Raw genomic sequence first — 15,646 nt, 5'->3', positions numbered from 1 at the left:
GTGCGAAAGCTTCGTGATGGCGGCGGTCAGCGTGGTCTTGCCGTGGTCGATGTGACCGATGGTGCCGATGTTGACGTGCGGCTTGTTGCGCTCGAATTTCGCCTTGCCCATGGTGATCCCCCTCTCGAGTGGTCGTTCTTGGAGTGGCTGCCGCCAGTTATTTTGAGTGATGTATGGAGCCCACGACCGGAATTGAACCGGTGACCTCTTCCTTACCAAGGAAGTGCTCTACCTACTGAGCTACGTGGGCCCGTCAAAGAAGCGCGACCGGTGGGACGTGACGTTGGAGCGGGAAACGGGACTCGAACCCGCAACCCTCAGCTTGGAAGGCTGATGCTCTAGCCAATTGAGCTATTCCCGCGTCGTACCCGCAGTCCGAACGACGGTCACCCCGTCTCCTGCGCCTCGTATTCAATTGTTCGTGGTGGTGGGGGGTGGATTTGAACCACCGAAGGCTGACGCCGACAGATTTACAGTCTGTTCCCTTTGGCCACTCGGGAACCCCACCAAACCTTTTTCCTGGAGCTGGCGAAGGGACTTGAACCCGCAACCTGCTGATTACAAATCAGCTGCTCTACCAGTTGAGCTACGCCAGCGCCAAGACGCGGAGGATTAGCCCATCTTCGAACAGCGCGCAAGCGTTTTTTTCCGCCTTGCGCCCAACGCACAATCTCTCAAAGAGCGACGGCCCATCTGACAGAAGGAACCCGCCTTGTCAAGCGTCCTTCGCGGATTCGCCGCATTTCTTCGAAAGTTCCCCCGCCCTACCCCGCATCGCGCGCCCAATCCCTGCGCGAGACGTACCACACGCGCGGGCTGGCGCCCGTCCCGGGCCTGAGCACGAAAGCCTCCCGCCCCTCCAGCAGTTCGCCCGGAACGCCCGAACGGATGGCCCCCGTGGGGCATGCTTCGGCGCAGGCCGTCAACAGCCCTTGCGCGCCGATGCGGTGGGCGCACAGCGTGCACTTCTCCACCACGAAGCGGGGGCGCGACGAGGCCCACGGCGTGAAGGCCCGCTCCATGCCGCCTGGCCAGACGGGATCGGCGGCATTGAAGCGGCGCGCGCCGTAGGGGCAGGCGCTCATGCACAGGCGGCAGCCGATGCAACGGGCGTAGACCTGGCTCACCACGCCCCAGGCGGGGTCCTTGCACGTGGCCCCCGTGGGGCAGGCCGCCACGCAGGGCGGGGCGTCGCAGTGCATGCAGGGGCGGGGCACGAAGAGCACGTCGAGCTGCTCGCCCTTTCCGACGCTCTCGAGACGCTCCACCGCGAGCCATTCCCCCTCGGCGCCGGCCGAGGGCGGCACGTTGTTCTCCAGGGCGCAGGCCGTGCGGCAGGCCCCGCACCCCGTGCAGCGGTCCAGGTCCACCAGCAGCCCGAATCCACGGTCTTCGATCGCGCTCATGCCTTCTCCAGGGCCAGGGGCGTGCCGTCCCAGGCCGGTACCGATCCCTCCGGGCCGGAGGCGAACGCCGCCGCGGCCAGGACATCGCGCGCGCGGGCGGCCACGTGGCCGTCCATGACCGTCTCGTCCAGGGCCACGCGCACGCGCGCCTCCCCTTCCCTGCCGCGCAAGAGCGCCGTCTGGCCCGCCTTCACCCTGCTGGCGGCGGCCGTGGCCCCGCTCACGCGGACCTCCGGCCAGCGCGCCCCGTCCGCCTCTGGCCTCCAGGGTTCCGGCCCCGGGAAACCCGAGCCCGACACCGCCAGGCGCAAGGGAAGGCCGAGATCGATGGGCTCCGGGGCCAGGGCCCGGGCCAGAAAGCGCGCCCCCAGGGACATGCCGCGCGCGGGGACGGGACGGGGATCGCACCACAGCCCCCCCCTGACCAGGGCCTCCTGAAGCCCGGCCTGGGGCGCGGGCAGGGGCTCGCCCGCCAGCACGCGCCAGGGCGGCGTGCCAGACGCCACGTAGCCGCCCGAGGCTTCAAGGTCCGCCACGCGCGACTCCAGGGCCTCGGGGAAACTTCCATGCTCCAGAGGCACGCCCAGACGCCGCGCCAGATGGGCCAGCACGTCGCCGGGGTGGCGGGCGTCGGCCTGGGGGCGGACCAGGGGCAGGGCCAGCCCGTATGTGGCGAAGGCCAAGCCGTGGGGTGTCTCCACGTCGCCATGGCGCTCCAGGGGCATGGGCGCGGGGAGGATCAGGTCGCAGAGGCGGGCCGACGCGGTCATCACCGGGGTGAAGGCCGTGCGGAAGGCGGCCCTTGCCAGGGCTCGGGCCGTGAGTTCCGGCCTGGGCAGGGCGGAAAGGGGATCGGCCTCGACGAGCAGGAGCACGCCGGGCGCGGACGCGCGCCCCATGGCAAGGGCGCGCAAAACGGCGGGCAGGTCGCCGCCGGATGCCAGGGGGCTCAGGGGACGCGTCAGAAAGAGCCCCCCGGGCCGGTTCACGCCCTGGGCCAGGGCCATGAGGGCGTAGCCGGCCACGAAGGGGGCCAGCCCCGGCCCCGCGCCCTCTGGCGCGCCCGGCGCGAAAAGCGCCCCGGCGGCCACGCGCAGGGCGACCTCCCGCTGGACTTCCGCGGGCACGCCCGTGGCGCGCTCCACCTCGACGGGACCGAAACGCGCCTGGACCAGGGCCAGGAACTCGGCCAGGTCGGGCCAGTCGCCCTTGATGCGGCCCATGGAGGCCAGGTCGCGCGCCGCGCCCAGGGCCAGGAACGCGCCGGACCCGGCGGCCATGGGCGCCCAGCGTTCGCAGAGACAGGCCCAGTCCGGCCGGACCGGGGCCAGACAGATCCCCCGCCCCGCCCTCCCCGCCCAGGCGCGGCGCAGGTGCGGCGAGGCGGGCAGCGAGCCGAAGAGGTCCGACCCGGCCGCCACCACGTCCCGGGCGTTGTCCAGGTCGTAGCCCGGGCGGGCGTCCAGGCCCATGATGCGCGCGGCGCGCGCGGCCTGCAGCCCTTCGGAGGGCATGCGCGGGGCGCTCGCGGCCCCCAGCCGCTCCAGGAAGACGTCCAGGAGCGCGGCCAGGGTCCCCGGGCGCGGGGGCCCCACGGCCAGGATGTCGCCCCCGGCGGCGCGCAGGCGCTCCACCAGGAGGTCCATGGCGGCGGCCCAGGAGATCGGGACGAAGGCTCCGTCTTTTTTGAGCAGCGGCGAGCGCACGCGGTCGGGCCTGTGGAGTTCCCTGGGCTCGCTTTGGGCGAGGGGCGTGGCCGCGCCGAAGCTCAAGGGGTGGTCCTCCCGGCCCAGGCAGCGCACGGGGCGGCCCGAGGCCAGGAGCACGCGCAGGCCCTGGCCCGAGGGACAGGCGAGGCTGGTGGTGAAGGCTTCCTCCAGGGGCTCGCGCGGGGGCTGGGGGAGGTCCGGCCGGTCCTGGGCGCGGGTGTAGGCGTCCCGGGCCAGCCGCCAGGGGGCAGGCGAGAGGGCCGTTCCGGCGGCGGTCGCGGCCGCGAAACCGGCGGCCAGGCCCACGAAGCGTCTGCGCCCGAAGCCCACGGGGTCTACCCGTGGCAGGCGGCGCAGCCCGAGGGCGCGCCCCGTTCAAGGTGGCAGGACCGGCAGCGGTCCATGGTCATGGCCTGGCGGGAGGCCCCGGAGACACGGTTCACGGTGACGTTCAGGGCGTCCTCCCGGCGCATGTCGGGGTGGCAGGAACTGCAGGAGGCGTCCAGGTGCGGGGCGTGGACGAAGCGCACGTGGCCCGGCAGGCGCAGGGCGCAGAGCCAGGGCACGTCCCGCCCGGGGCGCACGTACAGGGCGGTGAGGCGGTCGCGTTCGCGTTCGTCCTCGGAGCGCCCGCCCGTGGGCTCGGCGTGGCAGGCGGCGCAGACGCCCACCCGGGGGAAGCCCGAGTAGCCCCCCCCGGGACCGGCGAAGTGGCAGCGGGCGCAGTCCAGGTCCTGGCGCAGGTGGGCCTTGTGGCTGAAGCGCACGGGCTGGCTCAGGGCGGTCCAGGCGAAGCGCGGGGCCGCCATCCACCCGGCGGCCAGGCCCAGGGCCAGGCCAAGGGCGGCCAGGGCGAGAGCGCCCCTGCGCGGAGTCCGCTCCACCCTAGGGTTTGGCCTTGCGGCCGTACACGTCCTCGAAGCGGACGATGTCGTCCTCTTCCAGGTACGGGCCGGTCTGGATCTCGATGATCTCCACGGGCACCTTGCCGGGGTTGGAGAGCCTGTGTGTGGCGGTCTTGGGGATGTCCACGGACTGGTTCTCCGTGAGGAGCATCTCCTTGCCGTCCACCTCCACCAGGGCCGTTCCCGTCACCACCACCCAGTGCTCGGAGCGGTGGTGGTGCATCTGCAGGGAGAGCTTGCCGCCCGAGGGCACCTGGATGCGCTTGATCTTGTAGTGGGGGCCTTCCTCCAGCACGGTGTAGCTGCCCCAGGGCCTGCGTACCGTGACGTGGGCGTTGACCAGCTGGCTGCCCTCGCCCTTGAGCGCGCCCACCACGTCCTTGACCTTCTGGGCCTCGGAGAGCGGGCAGACCAGGGTGGCGTCGCGGGTCTGCACGGCGATCATGTCTTTCAGGCCCACGCAGGCCAGCTTGCCGCCCTGGGAGATGAGCAGGCTCCCCTCGCAGTCCAGGGCCATCACGTCGCCCTGCACGGAGTTGCCCCTGGCATCCTTCGCGCCCAGGCGGTGGATGGCCTCCCAGTTGCCCAGGTCGTCCCAGTCGAAGCGGGCCTCCACAACGGCGATGCGCTCCATCTTCTCCACCACGGCGTAGTCCACCGAGATGTCGGGGAGCAGGCCGTACCCTGCGGCCAGGCCCGCGCCGGAGCGGGTTTCCCACCACTCCCAGAACACGGGCTGCTTGTCGCGCACGGTTTCCAGGAAGAGGCGCACGGGGAAGACGAACATGCCGCTGTTCCAATAGTATTCGCCGCTCTCCACGTAGGCCTGGGCCTGCTCCTGGCCGGGCTTCTCCACGAAGGAGCGTACTTCGAAGGCCCCTTCGCCCAGAGGCTGGCCCGTGCGGATGTAGCCGTAGCCGGTCTCGGGCTTGGCGGGGCGGATGCCGAACGTGACCAGGCGGCCTTCGCGGGCCAGGGGCAGGGCCTTGGCCAGGGTTTCGCGCCAGCCGTCGGCGGGCTCGATCATGTGGTCGGAGGGGAAGACGGCGGCCAGGGCGTCGGGGTCCTGCTCCACGATCCTGTCCAGGGCCAGCATGATGGCGGCCAGGGTGTTACGGCCCATGGGCTCGGCCAGCGCCCCGCGCTCCAGGTCCGGACCCAGCTCGCGCAACTGGCTGCGCACCTCGAAGACGTGCTCCTCGTTGGTGACCACCCAGACTCCAGAGGGGTCGAACGCGCCCAGGGCGCGGGCCACGGTGCGCTTGAGCAGCGTCTGCCCGCCGTCCAGGGAGAGCAGCTGCTTGGGCAAAAGCGTGCGCGAGAGGGGCCAGAGCCTGGTTCCGGAGCCTCCGGCCAGGATCACGGCGTGACAACCAGCGAAGGGAGCCTTGGGGTCTTGGGTGGCCTGCATGCGGGGAGCCTCTGGCTTGTGGTTCAGCCTTCGAAGACGAAGGGGGAGTCGAGATCGCGCAGACGGCCCAGCTGGGCGTCCTTGGCGGAGAGCACGGGCTCGGTCCAGCCCCAGTCGATGCCCAGGTCCGGGTCGTTCCAGGCGATGCCGGAGTCGTGCTCAGGGGCGTAGAGTTCGTCCACCTTGTAGAGGAACTCCACGTCGGTGGTGCGCGTCAGGTAGCCGTGGGCGAAGCCCTTGGGCACGTAGAGCTGGAGGAAGTTGGACTCCGACAGGAGGAAGGACTTCCACTGCCCGAAGGTGGGGGAGCCCTTGCGCAGGTCCACCACCACGTCGAGCACCTCGCCGCGCGTCACGCGAACGAGCTTGGTCTGGGCCTTGGGCGGGTTCTGGAAATGCAGTCCCCGGAGCACGCCCTTGCTGCGCGAGAGGGCGTGGTTGTCCTGGATGAAGGCCGTCTCCAGGCCCTGGGCCGCGAAGCCCGCCTGGTTGTAGCTTTCCATGAAGAAGCCCCGGTCATCCTTGAAGACCTTGGGGGTGTAGAGCCAGAGTCCCGGCATGCCAGCGGCCTGAAAGCCCACGGGTGCACCTCCTCGTTGCGCGAAACGTTGCGCGGCTTGTAGCCTAAGAGCGGGTCAGGGGCAACATGGCGAACCCTGCGATCGCATGCCGTCCGTGAAGTCCCCCGCGTTGTGGCTGGAGCGCACCAGCGGGCCGCAGTACATCACGGGGATGCCCTGGGCGCGGCCCATGCGGGCCACGTCCTCGAACTCCTCAGGCGGCACGTAGCGGACCACGGGCAGATTGCGCCGCCCCGGACGCAGGTACTGCCCCACCGTGACCATGCGGCAGCCCGCCGTAGCCAGGTCGGCCAGGGTGCGCTCCACTTGGCCGGGCGATTCGCCAAGCCCCAGCATGAGCCCGCTCTTGGCCGAGGCGCGCCCGCTTTTCGCCACGCGCTCCAGAAGCTCCAGGCTCTGCTCGTAACGCGCCTGGGGACGCACCAGGGAGTAGAGTTCGGGCACGGTCTCCAGGTTGTGGTTCACCACGTCGGGGCCGGCGTCCAGCACCATCTGAAGGGCCTCGCGGCTGCCCTGGAAATCCGGCACGAGCACCTCCACCGTGGCCCCGGGCAGGGCCTCGCGCACGGCGCGCACACAGGCGGCGAACTGGATGGCCCCGCCGTCGGGGAGGTCGTCGCGCGTCACGGAGGTGATCACCACGTGCTTGAGCCCAAGGCGCGCGGCCGCCTGGGCCACGCGCAGGGGCTCGTCGGGCTCCGGGGGCTCCGGGACGCCGTGGGCGACGTTGCAGAAGCCGCAGGAGCGCGTGCAGGCCCCCCCCAGGATGAGGAACGTGGCCACGCCACGGCCGAAGCACTCGAACATGTTGGGGCAGCGCGCCTGACGGCAGACCGTGCGCAGGCCGTGTTCGGCCACGGCCAGGGCCGTGCCGGGGAAAACCCCGTCCCGGGGCTGCTTGACGCGAAGCCAGGCCGGCAGGCGCGGGCTAGGCTTCCCGCCGGGCGAGGACTGCCCGGGCGAAGGCGTGGGCGAGAGCATGCTTGACTCCCTGGACCTCTGCGGGGGCGGTGTCCAACCCCAGCCGGGCCAGTTCCGCCCAGGCCGAGGTCATCTCCACCCCTGCGAGTCCGCATGGGGTTGTGAGGGAAAAGAGGGAAACGTCGGGTTCCACGTTGAAGGCGATGCCGTGGTAGCTCACCCAGCGGCGTACGCCGACGCCCACGCTGGCGATCTTGCGCGGGCCGCACCACACGCCGGGGCGGCCCTCGGAGCGCCCGGAAGGCACGCCCATGGCCGCCAGCACGTCCATGGCCGCCTGCTCCAGGTCCTCGAAGTGGGCGCGCAACCCCCCGGGCCTGCCCGAGAGCCGCAGAATGGGATAGAGCACGGCCTGCCCCGGGAAGTGGCAGGTGACGCTGCCGCCGCGCGTGGCCTTGGCCACCTCCACGCCGCGCCGGGCCAGCTCCGGGGCCGAGGCCAGCAGGAAGGCCTCGCCGCCGTGGCGTCCGAAGGTGATCACGGGGTGGTGTTCCAGCACGTAGAGGCGTTCCTCGCCTCCCTCCCGGACCTCCTCAACCGCCGCCTCCTGGATGGCCAGGGCCTCGGCGAAGGTGAGGCGTCCCAGATCGATGACGCGCATCAGGGCCTGCCTCCCCCGCCCCGGCCGCCCCTGCCCCTCGCCGGAGCGGACGGGCGGCGCGCGCCGGGCTTGCCGCCGGGCTTGCCGCCGGGCGTCTTGCCGGGGGCGGGGCCCCGGCCGTGCGGCCGCGCGGGAGGCGGGGCGTCCCCGGAAGTCCGTGCCGGGGCGCGGGAGCGCTCCTCCCTGCCGGTTCCCGTCGCGCCCCCGGCAGGGCCGGTCGCCCGTCCGCCTTTCGGGCGCGGAGCGCCGGACGGACGCGACGGCCCGCCGCCCCGACCGGCCGAGGAACCGGGCGCGCCACCGGGCTTGGGGTCGGCCTGAACGCCGGGCTTCGTTGAGACGCCGCGCTCCTCGCGCGGTCCGGCCCCGTGGGCCTCGGGGGCCTCCGCAGTCCGTTCCCGCTCGGGCTCCGTGTCCAGGGCGGCCAGCCAGGCCCCGCTCTTGGGGTCGCGTTCGCGGGGCTCGGGCAGCCGGGCCTCCAGGAGCGCCCCGGAAACGAGTCCCGGCGGGGGCGTCGAAAAGCCCAGGAGCCGCAGGCCTTCCCCGCCGCAGAGGTAGGCCCCCTGCCCCCCCGCCAGGGGGAAACGGTGGGAGACCACCCGCCAGCGGTCCACAGCCGGTTCGGGGACCTCGGCCCCGGCCAGCAGGAAGCTCAGGCTGGCGCGATCCTTCTCCAGGCCGGAGGCGCGGGTCAGCGAGGCCAGCCAGCGGGGCACGTCGTCGGCCGGGAAAACGAAGTGGCACCAGGAGCGCCAGCGCGGGGCCAGCATGGGGCAGGCGTCGTGGTGGGTGCAGGGGGCCTGCGGGGCCAGCCCTTCTTCAAGGAAGACCTCGCGCAGGCGCGAGAGCAGTCGACCGCCGTGGCGCGTGCCCGGCTCCACCAGGAGCACGTGGCCGTCGTGGGCCAGGCGCGAGAGGAAAAGCCCGGCCGAGCGCTCCAGGGACTCGTGCCCCTCCTCGCCCCGGCCGCGCACCATCTCGCCCGCCGCGTTGGCCGACCACACGGCCCGGAAGGGCTCCTGGGGGGCCTTGTGGGCCGGGGCCTGCACAGTCTCCACGCTCCAGGCGCGGCCAGCCTCTCCGGAGAGGGCCTCGAAGAGGGCGCGCCCGGCGCGCAGGGCCTGCCCGGTCTGATCCACGCAGACGAAGCGCAGCTTGCGCCCGCGCAGTTCCGGCCGGGCGATCCACAGGGCCTGGACCATGGTCAGGGGGCCGCAGCCCAGGTCGAGCACGCTCGATCCCTCGGGCAGATCCGGAGCAAGACCCGCGAAGAGGCGCGAGAGCCGGTAGAGGTTCCACGGCAGGAAATAATGGAGATAGGCCGCCAGCGCGCCCGGCGCGGCCAGGTAGTTGGCCTGGGGCCCGGGGCCGCGTTCGGCCGTGAGGGCCAGGGAGAGCCGCTTGATCTCCCCGGGGAGCTCGGCCTGGTGCCTGGGCCGCAGGGGATGGGCCTGGGCCAGCACCTGTCGGTAGCCTTCCAGGGCCTGCATGGCCTTGGCCCCCGGCCGGGGGAAAAGGGGGACGCACCGTCCGGGACGGACCCCGCGCTCATCGGGCATGATCGAACCTCATGGCGTCGAGATAACGCCGCTGAAAGCCGCCGGAGGACACCACGTCCACCGGCCTGGTCCTGCCGGGCAGGCCCGCCAGCCACTCCCGCACGTCCGCCCGCCCGGCGGCCAGGCAGGCCCCCGCCAGGGACGTGTTGCCCGCCGCGCGCACGCGGGCGCTCCCGCCCGGAGGGAAGAAGCCCAGGGTCTCCAGGTCCGCCGGGGAGACGTGCTCGCCCAGCGCCCCGGCAAGGAGCACCTCGTGAAGGTCCGCGAAGCGGAGCCCTGCCGTTTCGAGCAGGATGCCCACGGCGGACTCGAAGGCGGCCTTCACCGCAAGCAGGGCCTCCACGTCGCTCCCATGCAGTGGGACCCCGGCCACGTCCAGGACCGGCGCTCCGTCGGCTTCCCTGCGCAGCCCGGCCAGGGCGCGCGCGGCCAGGGGCGAGGCGGCCTCGCGGGCGAAGCGCCCCGTGGCCTCCACCGCGCCCATGGCGCGCAGCCTGGCCAGCAGGCTCACGTAGCCCGTGCCCGAAACGCCCCGGAGCGGCCCGGCGCTTCCTTCATAGAGGCGCGGCGCGAGCCCCGCCGGGGTGAGTGCGAAGGACACGGCGGCCCCCGGTCCGGCCAGCATCCCACGGGACATGCCCACGCCCTCCAGGGCGGGGCCCATGGGCACGCTGGCCACCAGCACCCGGCCGTCGGGCAGGGTCAGGGCGAACTCGCCGTTGGTGCCGAGATCCGCCAGGAGCAAGGGGGCGCGGGGGGCCGCGCCGGAGAACTCCAGGGCGGCCAGACCCGCCGACACGTCGCCGCCCACGAAGGGCGCGAGAAGCGGCGGGATGTAGACCCGGGGAAGCTCTGGGTCAAGCTCGGCGAAGTCCCCTCCCGGCCAGTCCAGGCGGTAGGGGGCGGCGGCCAGACCCGAGGGGTCCATGCCCAGGGCCAGGAAGGTCATGCAGGAGTTGCCCGCCAGGCAGAGCCCGCCGGGCAGGCAGGGCAGCGCGGCCACGGCCTCGCGCACGGCCAGGACAACGGCCCGGCGCAATCTCCGGGCCCCGTCGGGAACACGGGCCAGGGCCAGGCGCGACATCACCTCGCTGCCCGCGCCCAGTTGCGGATTGGGCAGGGCCCGGCCCAGGGCCTCGTCCCCGCGCTCGAAGCGCCAGTGCAGCGACGTGGTGCCCAGGTCGACCCCCAGCACGGCCCCGGGGCAGACCTCGCGGGGGGCGGGAGGCGGGGTGCGTTCCGGGGCAAGGCGCACGCGCACCCTGGCGCCCGGCAGCGGGGGGCGGGCGCAGGAGAGCCGCCAGCCCTGCTCCAGGCGCTCCGGTTCGAGCACGCGCTCCTCGGCGAGCTCCGGCGCGGGAGCGCCAGGCTCGAAGAGCACGGCGCACTTCCCGCAACGGCCCGCGCCCGAACACAGGGGGCGGCCATCGAAAGCGCCTTCGATGTAGAGGTGCTGGGCCAGGGTGAGCCCGGGCGAGACGCTCACGGGCCGGTCCGGCCCGCCTGCCTTGTCAACGATGGTGAAGATGTTCATCGGCATGGGAAGGATGCTCGCTTGACGCGCCGAGCGCAAGGATTTTGGCGCTTTCGCGGCGCTGGGACTCTACCAGAAAGCCGCGCCCGCGCAAGCCCAAAAAGGTTTTTGATTCGCGGCAATTATGAATTTCATCGTCAATTTGCTGAAAAATGCTGGACAATTTTCCCCCGGCCGCCTAGAAATCCCATCAAAGGTTCGGCACAAGCGAGGCTCCCGGCAGGACTCGATCCACCACGCCGTCCCCGCTTCGCATGTCCACCTGCGCGGCCCGCGCCGCCGGACATGACCGCCTCCAGGCCGACCTCACTAGGACCCGAAGAGCCTTTCCGTATGCCACTTACCGCATGAATGCGGAGGATTATTGAGCGTTTCATCGACCGCCGTTACGGCCAAAACACACGGAGACGAGGAAGAGATGCTAGGCACCACACCCCTTGCCCCCTGGATGACCGTCCGCAACCTGTTTGTGTTCGCCATCCTGCTTGCCACCACCGCCTGTGGATCCAAACAGTATTCGTCGCGCCAGAATCTCGCGGACACCGAAAAGTCCACGGCCTCCATCGCCGAGGCCTTCGAGCCCACATCCCCCTTCCTGCATTTCTCCAACGGACAGTTCTGCACCCTGCCCGTGCCCGGCGCGATCTCCGGCGCGAGCAACCCCTTCGAGCTGAGCTTCAAGGGTCCCAAGAACCAGCAGCAGCTGGTGGCCCTGGCCTTCAGCCAGATCGGCACCCTCTACCGCCCGGGCGGCGTGGAGCCCGGCACCGGGTTCGACTGCTCCGGCTTCACCACCTGGGTCTACGGCAAGCTGGGCGTAAACCTGCCCCGCAGCTCCCGCGAGCAGTTCCAGGAAGGCAAGGTGATTCCCAAAAGCCAGCTGAAAAAAGGCGACCTCGTCTTCTTCGGCAATAAAAAACGCATCACGCACGTCGGCATCTACCTCGAAGACAACAAATTCATCCACAGCTCCAGCTCCGGCGACACCGTCAAGATCTCCAGCCTCGACGAACCCACCTGGGAACGAAAATACACCGGCGCGCGGCGAGTCTTCTAGACGACGCCCCTCCCAATGACCTTTCGGGGCTGGAGCGCGCGCTCCCGCCCCTTTTCTTTTGCATCAGCTTGAGTTACCTTACGCGAAATTGATTCCTGATCCGGATATTCGACATGGCGTCTTCGAGATCATCCCGTAAACGATCGCCGCGTTCGCGCGCCCTCACAGCCTTCTCCGCAGGCCTCGTGTTGCCGCTCGTGCTGGCGCTGGGCTGGCACGCGGCCCTGGGACAGCAGGACCCCGCGGGCCAGCGGCTGGCCTCCCTCTCCGACCAGGGCCAGAACCAGCGGCCCCCCGAGCCCGACGAGGAACTTTCCGCCCTGCGTGCCACCTTCCAGGACGAGGTCCGCAAGCCCACGCTCGAGCGCATCGACCGCTACAAGAAGCTCTGGTCCAAATCACCGAAGCTCCAGGACATCCTGGAAGAGCGCCGCCAGCGGCTCCTGAGCCTGGGCGAGCGCTACTTCGATTTCGTTCGCCGCGACGTGGCCGCCCAGATGGCCCGCTCCGGCCTGCGCTTCGACGGCACGCAGTTCTTCGCCTACGCCGACCGCAACCCCAAAGCCCAGTTCATCGTGGTGGGCCTCTACGACGCGCGCTCCGAACGCATCGACATCCTCGGCGCTGACCTCATCTCCTCGGGCAACATTGAAAAGGGCGGCGACTACTTCGAGACCCCCATCGGCGTCTTCGAGAACCTCCTGGACAACTTCTCCTACCGCGCCCAGGGCACCCCCAACCAGGAGGGCTGGCGCGGCCTCGGCGCCAAGGACAGCCGCGTCTGGGACTTCGGCTACCAGCGCGGCCTGAAGAAATACAAGGACGGCAACACCATGAGCCAGCTGCGGCTGCTCATGCACTCCACCGACCCTGAACGGGGCGAGCCCCGCCTTGGCCGCACCGACTCCAAAGGCTGCGTGCGCATTTCCGCAGGCCTGAACCGCTTCCTGGACACCCACGCCATCCTGGACAGCCACTACGAGCAATGGGCCAAATCCCGCCCCGACTCCTGGCTTTTCAAAAAGGAACGCAAGCCCACTGCCTACCCAGGCAAATACCTCATCATCGGGGACTCCAGCCAGTCCGCCCTGGCCGTAGGCAAACCGTGATACGCCCGCCCTGGCCGCTCTGAGACCGGGGTGTTCGCCTGGACAAGGGTTTCGTCATGCGCATCCTCTGTGTCGACGACGACGCCGCCATCCGAATGACCATCCAGGCCTATCTGGATGACCTCGGACACGACGTCTCCCTCGCCCCGGACGGCGAACAGTGCCTCCAGCTTCCCGACCTGAACGCCTTTGACGCCGTCCTGCTTGACCTGAACATGCCCGGCATGGGCGGCCTGGCCACCCTGGAGCGCCTGCGCGATCTGGCCCCGGAACTGCCGGTGGTAGTGGTCTCGGGCACGGGCAACATCCAGGACGTGATCTCCGCCCTGCGCCTCGGCGCGGCGGATTTCATCACCAAGCCCGTGGAGGACATGGCCATCCTCCTGCACTCCGTGAATACCGTGGCCGAACGCTCGCGGCTCATCAAGGAGAACCGCGAGCATCGCGAACGCCTCGAAATCATGGTGGAGGAGCGCACCCGCAGCCTTACCCAGGAAGTCGCCGAACGCGCCGCCGCCGAGGAGGCCCTGCGCGCGGCCCTGGCCGAGAAGACCGTGCTCCTCAAGGAAGTGCATCACCGGGTCAAGAACAACCTTCAGATCGTGTGCAGCCTGCTCTCGCTCCAGGCCCTGCGCTACAGCGACGACCGCCTGGCCGCCCCCTTCCAGGACAGCCAGGCCCGCGTGCGCGCCATGGCCCTGGTGCACGAAAAGCTCTACCGCTCCCAGGACCTTTCGCGCATCGACCTTGCCGCCTACATGAGCGAGCTGACACTTTTCCTCGTCCAGGCCTACTGTTCCCGCAACCTCATGGTGACCCCGGACCTCGACTGCCAGTCGTTCCACCTCGCGGTGGACTCCGCGGTGCCCTGTGGGCTGATCATCAACGAACTGGTCACCAACAGCCTCAAGCACGCCTTCAACGGGCGTTCGACCGGCGTCATCCGCCTGCGCGCGGCCCTGGTCGATGGGCACGCCCTCATCGCCGTCTCCGACGACGGCAACGGCCTGCCCTCCTGGCTCGACCTGGACAACCCGCCCTCCCTGGGCCTGCAGCTTGTCACCAGCCTCGTGCGCCAACTCCGCGGCACATTGCGCGTGCACACCGGTCCCGGCGGGGCGGCCTTCGAGGTGAGTTTCCCCGTCCAGGGCGGCGAAGACGCCGCCCTTCAAGGTGAAGCGCCCTTCTAGTTTTGACATTTCCAGGCGTTACGGGCACATTCACATCAAGGAGTCCCGATGCCCAGCCTGACCTTCCAAGCCGGACGACACGCCGTGGTGGACGCCCGACCCGGCCATTATCTCTGTTTCCCAGACGTGGTCGCCACGCCCCAGGGGCGGCTTGTCTGCGTTTACCGGCAGGCCGACCGGCACGTGGCCACCCGCGCGGCGCTCCTGGTCTCCACCTCGGACGATCTGGGAGGCGCCTGGTCCGGTCCGCGTTTGCTGCGCGCCGGGCAGGGGCACTGCCCGCGCATCACGCGCCTGGAAGACGGACGTCTGCTGGTCATCGACGACACCTCGGCCAGCCAGTACTGGAGCCTGGACGAAGGCCACTCCTTCGCCCGCCAGCCCTGCGCCGGGCCGCCCCTCTCCATCCCGGACCGCGTGCTCGCCCTGCGCCCGGACCTGTGGCTCACCACCTGCCACGTGCACCGGGGCGAGTCCCCCCTTTCCAAGATCCGCCAGGCCCCGGCCGAGCAGACGGTCTACGTCTCCTCCGACGAGGGGGCGCTCTGGCGCATGCGCTCCGTGCTGGCCAACGACAGAAGCCTCGTGCTCTGCGAGGCCTCCATGACCCGCCTGCCCGACGGCCGCCTGCTGGCCGTGCTGCGCGAGAACTCCCACGTCTACGAACCCATGTACCTCTGCCTCTCGGAGGACGAGGGCGTCACCTGGAGCCTGCCCCGGCCCACGCCGCTCCTTGGCCACAGACCCACCCTGGGGCTTGCGCCTTCGGGCCGCCTGCTGGTCACCTACCGCGCCGTGGGGCCCGACGGCGGCACCGCCGCCTGGACTGGAACCCTCGACGAACTCGACCAGGACTTCGCCGTGCACGGCCTGCACCCGGACCCGGAAAATCCCCGCCTGACGCCCGAAGGGCTCCTCATCGAGAACGCTCCCGGTCGCGAGGCCTGCGTACGCTACGCCCTGCGCCCCATGACCGACCCCGAGCGCGCACGCGCCACGCTCACCGCCGAGGTCCTGGTGGCCGAGGCCCAGGGAAAGGCCTGCGCCCTGCACTTCGGCGGCTGGTGGCGTCTTGCCCCCGGGGCCGTGCTGCCCCCGGACGACGCCCCTGCCATCCCCTGCGACGCCCGAACCACCGTCCGCCTTGAGCTGCGCTACGAACCCGGGCGCGTGGAGGCAGTGGTCAACGGCGTCGCGTGCGGAACCTACCCGGCCGACGCCCGCGCGGCGGACACCCGGGCCATCCTGGCGGGCAACGCCTCGGTGCGCGAGGACAACGGCGGCCGCCACCTCTGGAAGGCCCTGTCGCTCAGCATCGACGAACCCCGCTTCGAGCGGGCCTACCGCTGGTCCTGGACGCCGACGCGGGGCCACCCCGACGCCTGGGTGGACGCCCGCGTGCTGGAACTGGCCAACGATCGCCTGGCCAACCCTGGAGACTACGGCTACTCCGGCTGGACCGTCCTCCCGGACGGCCGCTACTATTGCGTCTTCCACCACGGCGGCGGCGACGAGCCCGGCTACCAGCCCGGACGTTCCAGCCGGGTGCGGGGCGTCTGGTTCGAGGATTCGGACTTCACCACCCCAAACTCCTGAGAGGTTT

The 15,646-nt window shown here is 70.8% G+C and carries 14 protein-coding genes and 4 tRNA genes; 4 read left to right on the top strand and 14 right to left on the bottom strand.

Translation table 11 applies throughout. From position 1 onward, the window contains the following. The 14 genes from NNJEOMEG_RS14460 to NNJEOMEG_RS14395 form a co-directional block, all read right to left on the bottom strand. Positions 1–111 (bottom strand): GTP-binding protein (locus NNJEOMEG_RS14460; protein WP_173085674.1); only part of this gene is annotated, 111 nt, incomplete at its 3' end. Between the two features lie 63 nt (positions 112–174). Then, positions 175–250 (bottom strand) — tRNA-Thr (locus NNJEOMEG_RS14455). 34 nt (positions 251–284) lie between these two features. After that, a tRNA-Gly gene (locus NNJEOMEG_RS14450) sits at positions 285–361 on the bottom strand. A gap of 61 nt (positions 362–422) precedes the next feature. Further along, positions 423–508, bottom strand: a tRNA-Tyr gene (locus NNJEOMEG_RS14445). 12 nt (positions 509–520) lie between these two features. Continuing rightward, a tRNA-Thr gene (locus tag NNJEOMEG_RS14440) sits at positions 521–596 on the bottom strand. A 168-nt stretch (positions 597–764) separates the two neighbouring features. Next, complete coding sequence (locus NNJEOMEG_RS14435) at positions 765–1,406, bottom strand: 4Fe-4S dicluster domain-containing protein (RefSeq protein WP_173085672.1); 642 nt, start codon at positions 1,404–1,406, stop codon at positions 765–767. Beyond that, a complete protein-coding gene (locus NNJEOMEG_RS14430; protein WP_173085670.1) occupies positions 1,403–3,445 on the bottom strand; it encodes a molybdopterin-dependent oxidoreductase in 2,043 nt (680 codons plus the stop codon). Before NNJEOMEG_RS14430 ends, NNJEOMEG_RS14435 begins: the two co-directional genes overlap by 4 nt. Positions 3,446–3,450: 5 nt before the next feature. Beyond that, a complete protein-coding gene (locus tag NNJEOMEG_RS14425) occupies positions 3,451–3,999 on the bottom strand; it encodes a cytochrome c3 family protein (protein WP_173085668.1) in 549 nt (182 codons plus the stop codon). A 1-nt stretch (position 4,000) separates the two neighbouring features. Then, a complete protein-coding gene (locus tag NNJEOMEG_RS14420; RefSeq protein ID WP_173085666.1) occupies positions 4,001–5,431 on the bottom strand; it encodes a mannose-1-phosphate guanylyltransferase/mannose-6-phosphate isomerase in 1,431 nt (476 codons plus the stop codon). A 23-nt stretch (positions 5,432–5,454) separates the two neighbouring features. After that, positions 5,455–5,991, bottom strand: a complete 537-nt coding sequence (gene rfbC, locus NNJEOMEG_RS14415; protein ID WP_173085700.1) for a dTDP-4-dehydrorhamnose 3,5-epimerase — start codon at positions 5,989–5,991, stop codon at positions 5,455–5,457. 75 nt (positions 5,992–6,066) lie between these two features. Next, the gene (gene lipA / locus NNJEOMEG_RS14410) at positions 6,067–6,993 is read right to left on the bottom strand and encodes a lipoyl synthase (protein ID WP_173085664.1); all 927 of its coding nucleotides are present in this window, start codon (positions 6,991–6,993) and stop codon (positions 6,067–6,069) included. Next, positions 6,941–7,594: a lipoyl(octanoyl) transferase LipB gene (gene lipB, locus NNJEOMEG_RS14405; protein ID WP_173085662.1), complete on the bottom strand. Its 654-nt coding sequence runs from the start codon at positions 7,592–7,594 to the stop codon at positions 6,941–6,943. Before lipB ends, lipA begins: the two co-directional genes overlap by 53 nt. Further along, positions 7,594–9,153, bottom strand: coding sequence for a small ribosomal subunit Rsm22 family protein (locus NNJEOMEG_RS14400; protein ID WP_173085660.1), 1,560 nt, complete (start codon positions 9,151–9,153; stop codon positions 7,594–7,596). The genes lipB and NNJEOMEG_RS14400 overlap by 1 nt, the downstream gene beginning before the upstream one ends. After that, positions 9,143–10,693, bottom strand: a complete 1,551-nt coding sequence (locus tag NNJEOMEG_RS14395) for an ASKHA domain-containing protein (RefSeq protein WP_235956978.1) — start codon at positions 10,691–10,693, stop codon at positions 9,143–9,145. The genes NNJEOMEG_RS14400 and NNJEOMEG_RS14395 overlap by 11 nt, the downstream gene beginning before the upstream one ends. Positions 10,694–11,105: 412 nt before the next feature. On the opposite strand from NNJEOMEG_RS14395, the gene NNJEOMEG_RS14390 reads away from it, so the two are divergent. From NNJEOMEG_RS14390 to NNJEOMEG_RS14375, 4 genes are all read left to right on the top strand, one after another. Continuing rightward, positions 11,106–11,744, top strand: coding sequence for a C40 family peptidase (locus tag NNJEOMEG_RS14390; protein WP_235956977.1), 639 nt, complete (start codon positions 11,106–11,108; stop codon positions 11,742–11,744). A 185-nt stretch (positions 11,745–11,929) separates the two neighbouring features. After that, a complete protein-coding gene (locus NNJEOMEG_RS14385; protein ID WP_173085658.1) occupies positions 11,930–12,853 on the top strand; it encodes a hypothetical protein in 924 nt (307 codons plus the stop codon). A 56-nt stretch (positions 12,854–12,909) separates the two neighbouring features. Then, positions 12,910–14,043: a sensor histidine kinase gene (locus NNJEOMEG_RS14380; protein ID WP_173085656.1), complete on the top strand. Its 1,134-nt coding sequence runs from the start codon at positions 12,910–12,912 to the stop codon at positions 14,041–14,043. Positions 14,044–14,091: 48 nt separating this feature from the next. Then, complete coding sequence (locus NNJEOMEG_RS14375) at positions 14,092–15,639, top strand: sialidase family protein (protein ID WP_173085654.1); 1,548 nt, start codon at positions 14,092–14,094, stop codon at positions 15,637–15,639. Positions 15,640–15,646 lie beyond the last annotated feature (7 nt).

It is taken from the genome of Fundidesulfovibrio magnetotacticus (genome assembly GCF_013019105.1).
GTDB classification, from domain to species: Bacteria; Desulfobacterota; Desulfovibrionia; order Desulfovibrionales; family Desulfovibrionaceae; genus Fundidesulfovibrio; species Fundidesulfovibrio magnetotacticus.
This window is presented reverse-complemented; position numbering and strand designations above follow the sequence as displayed.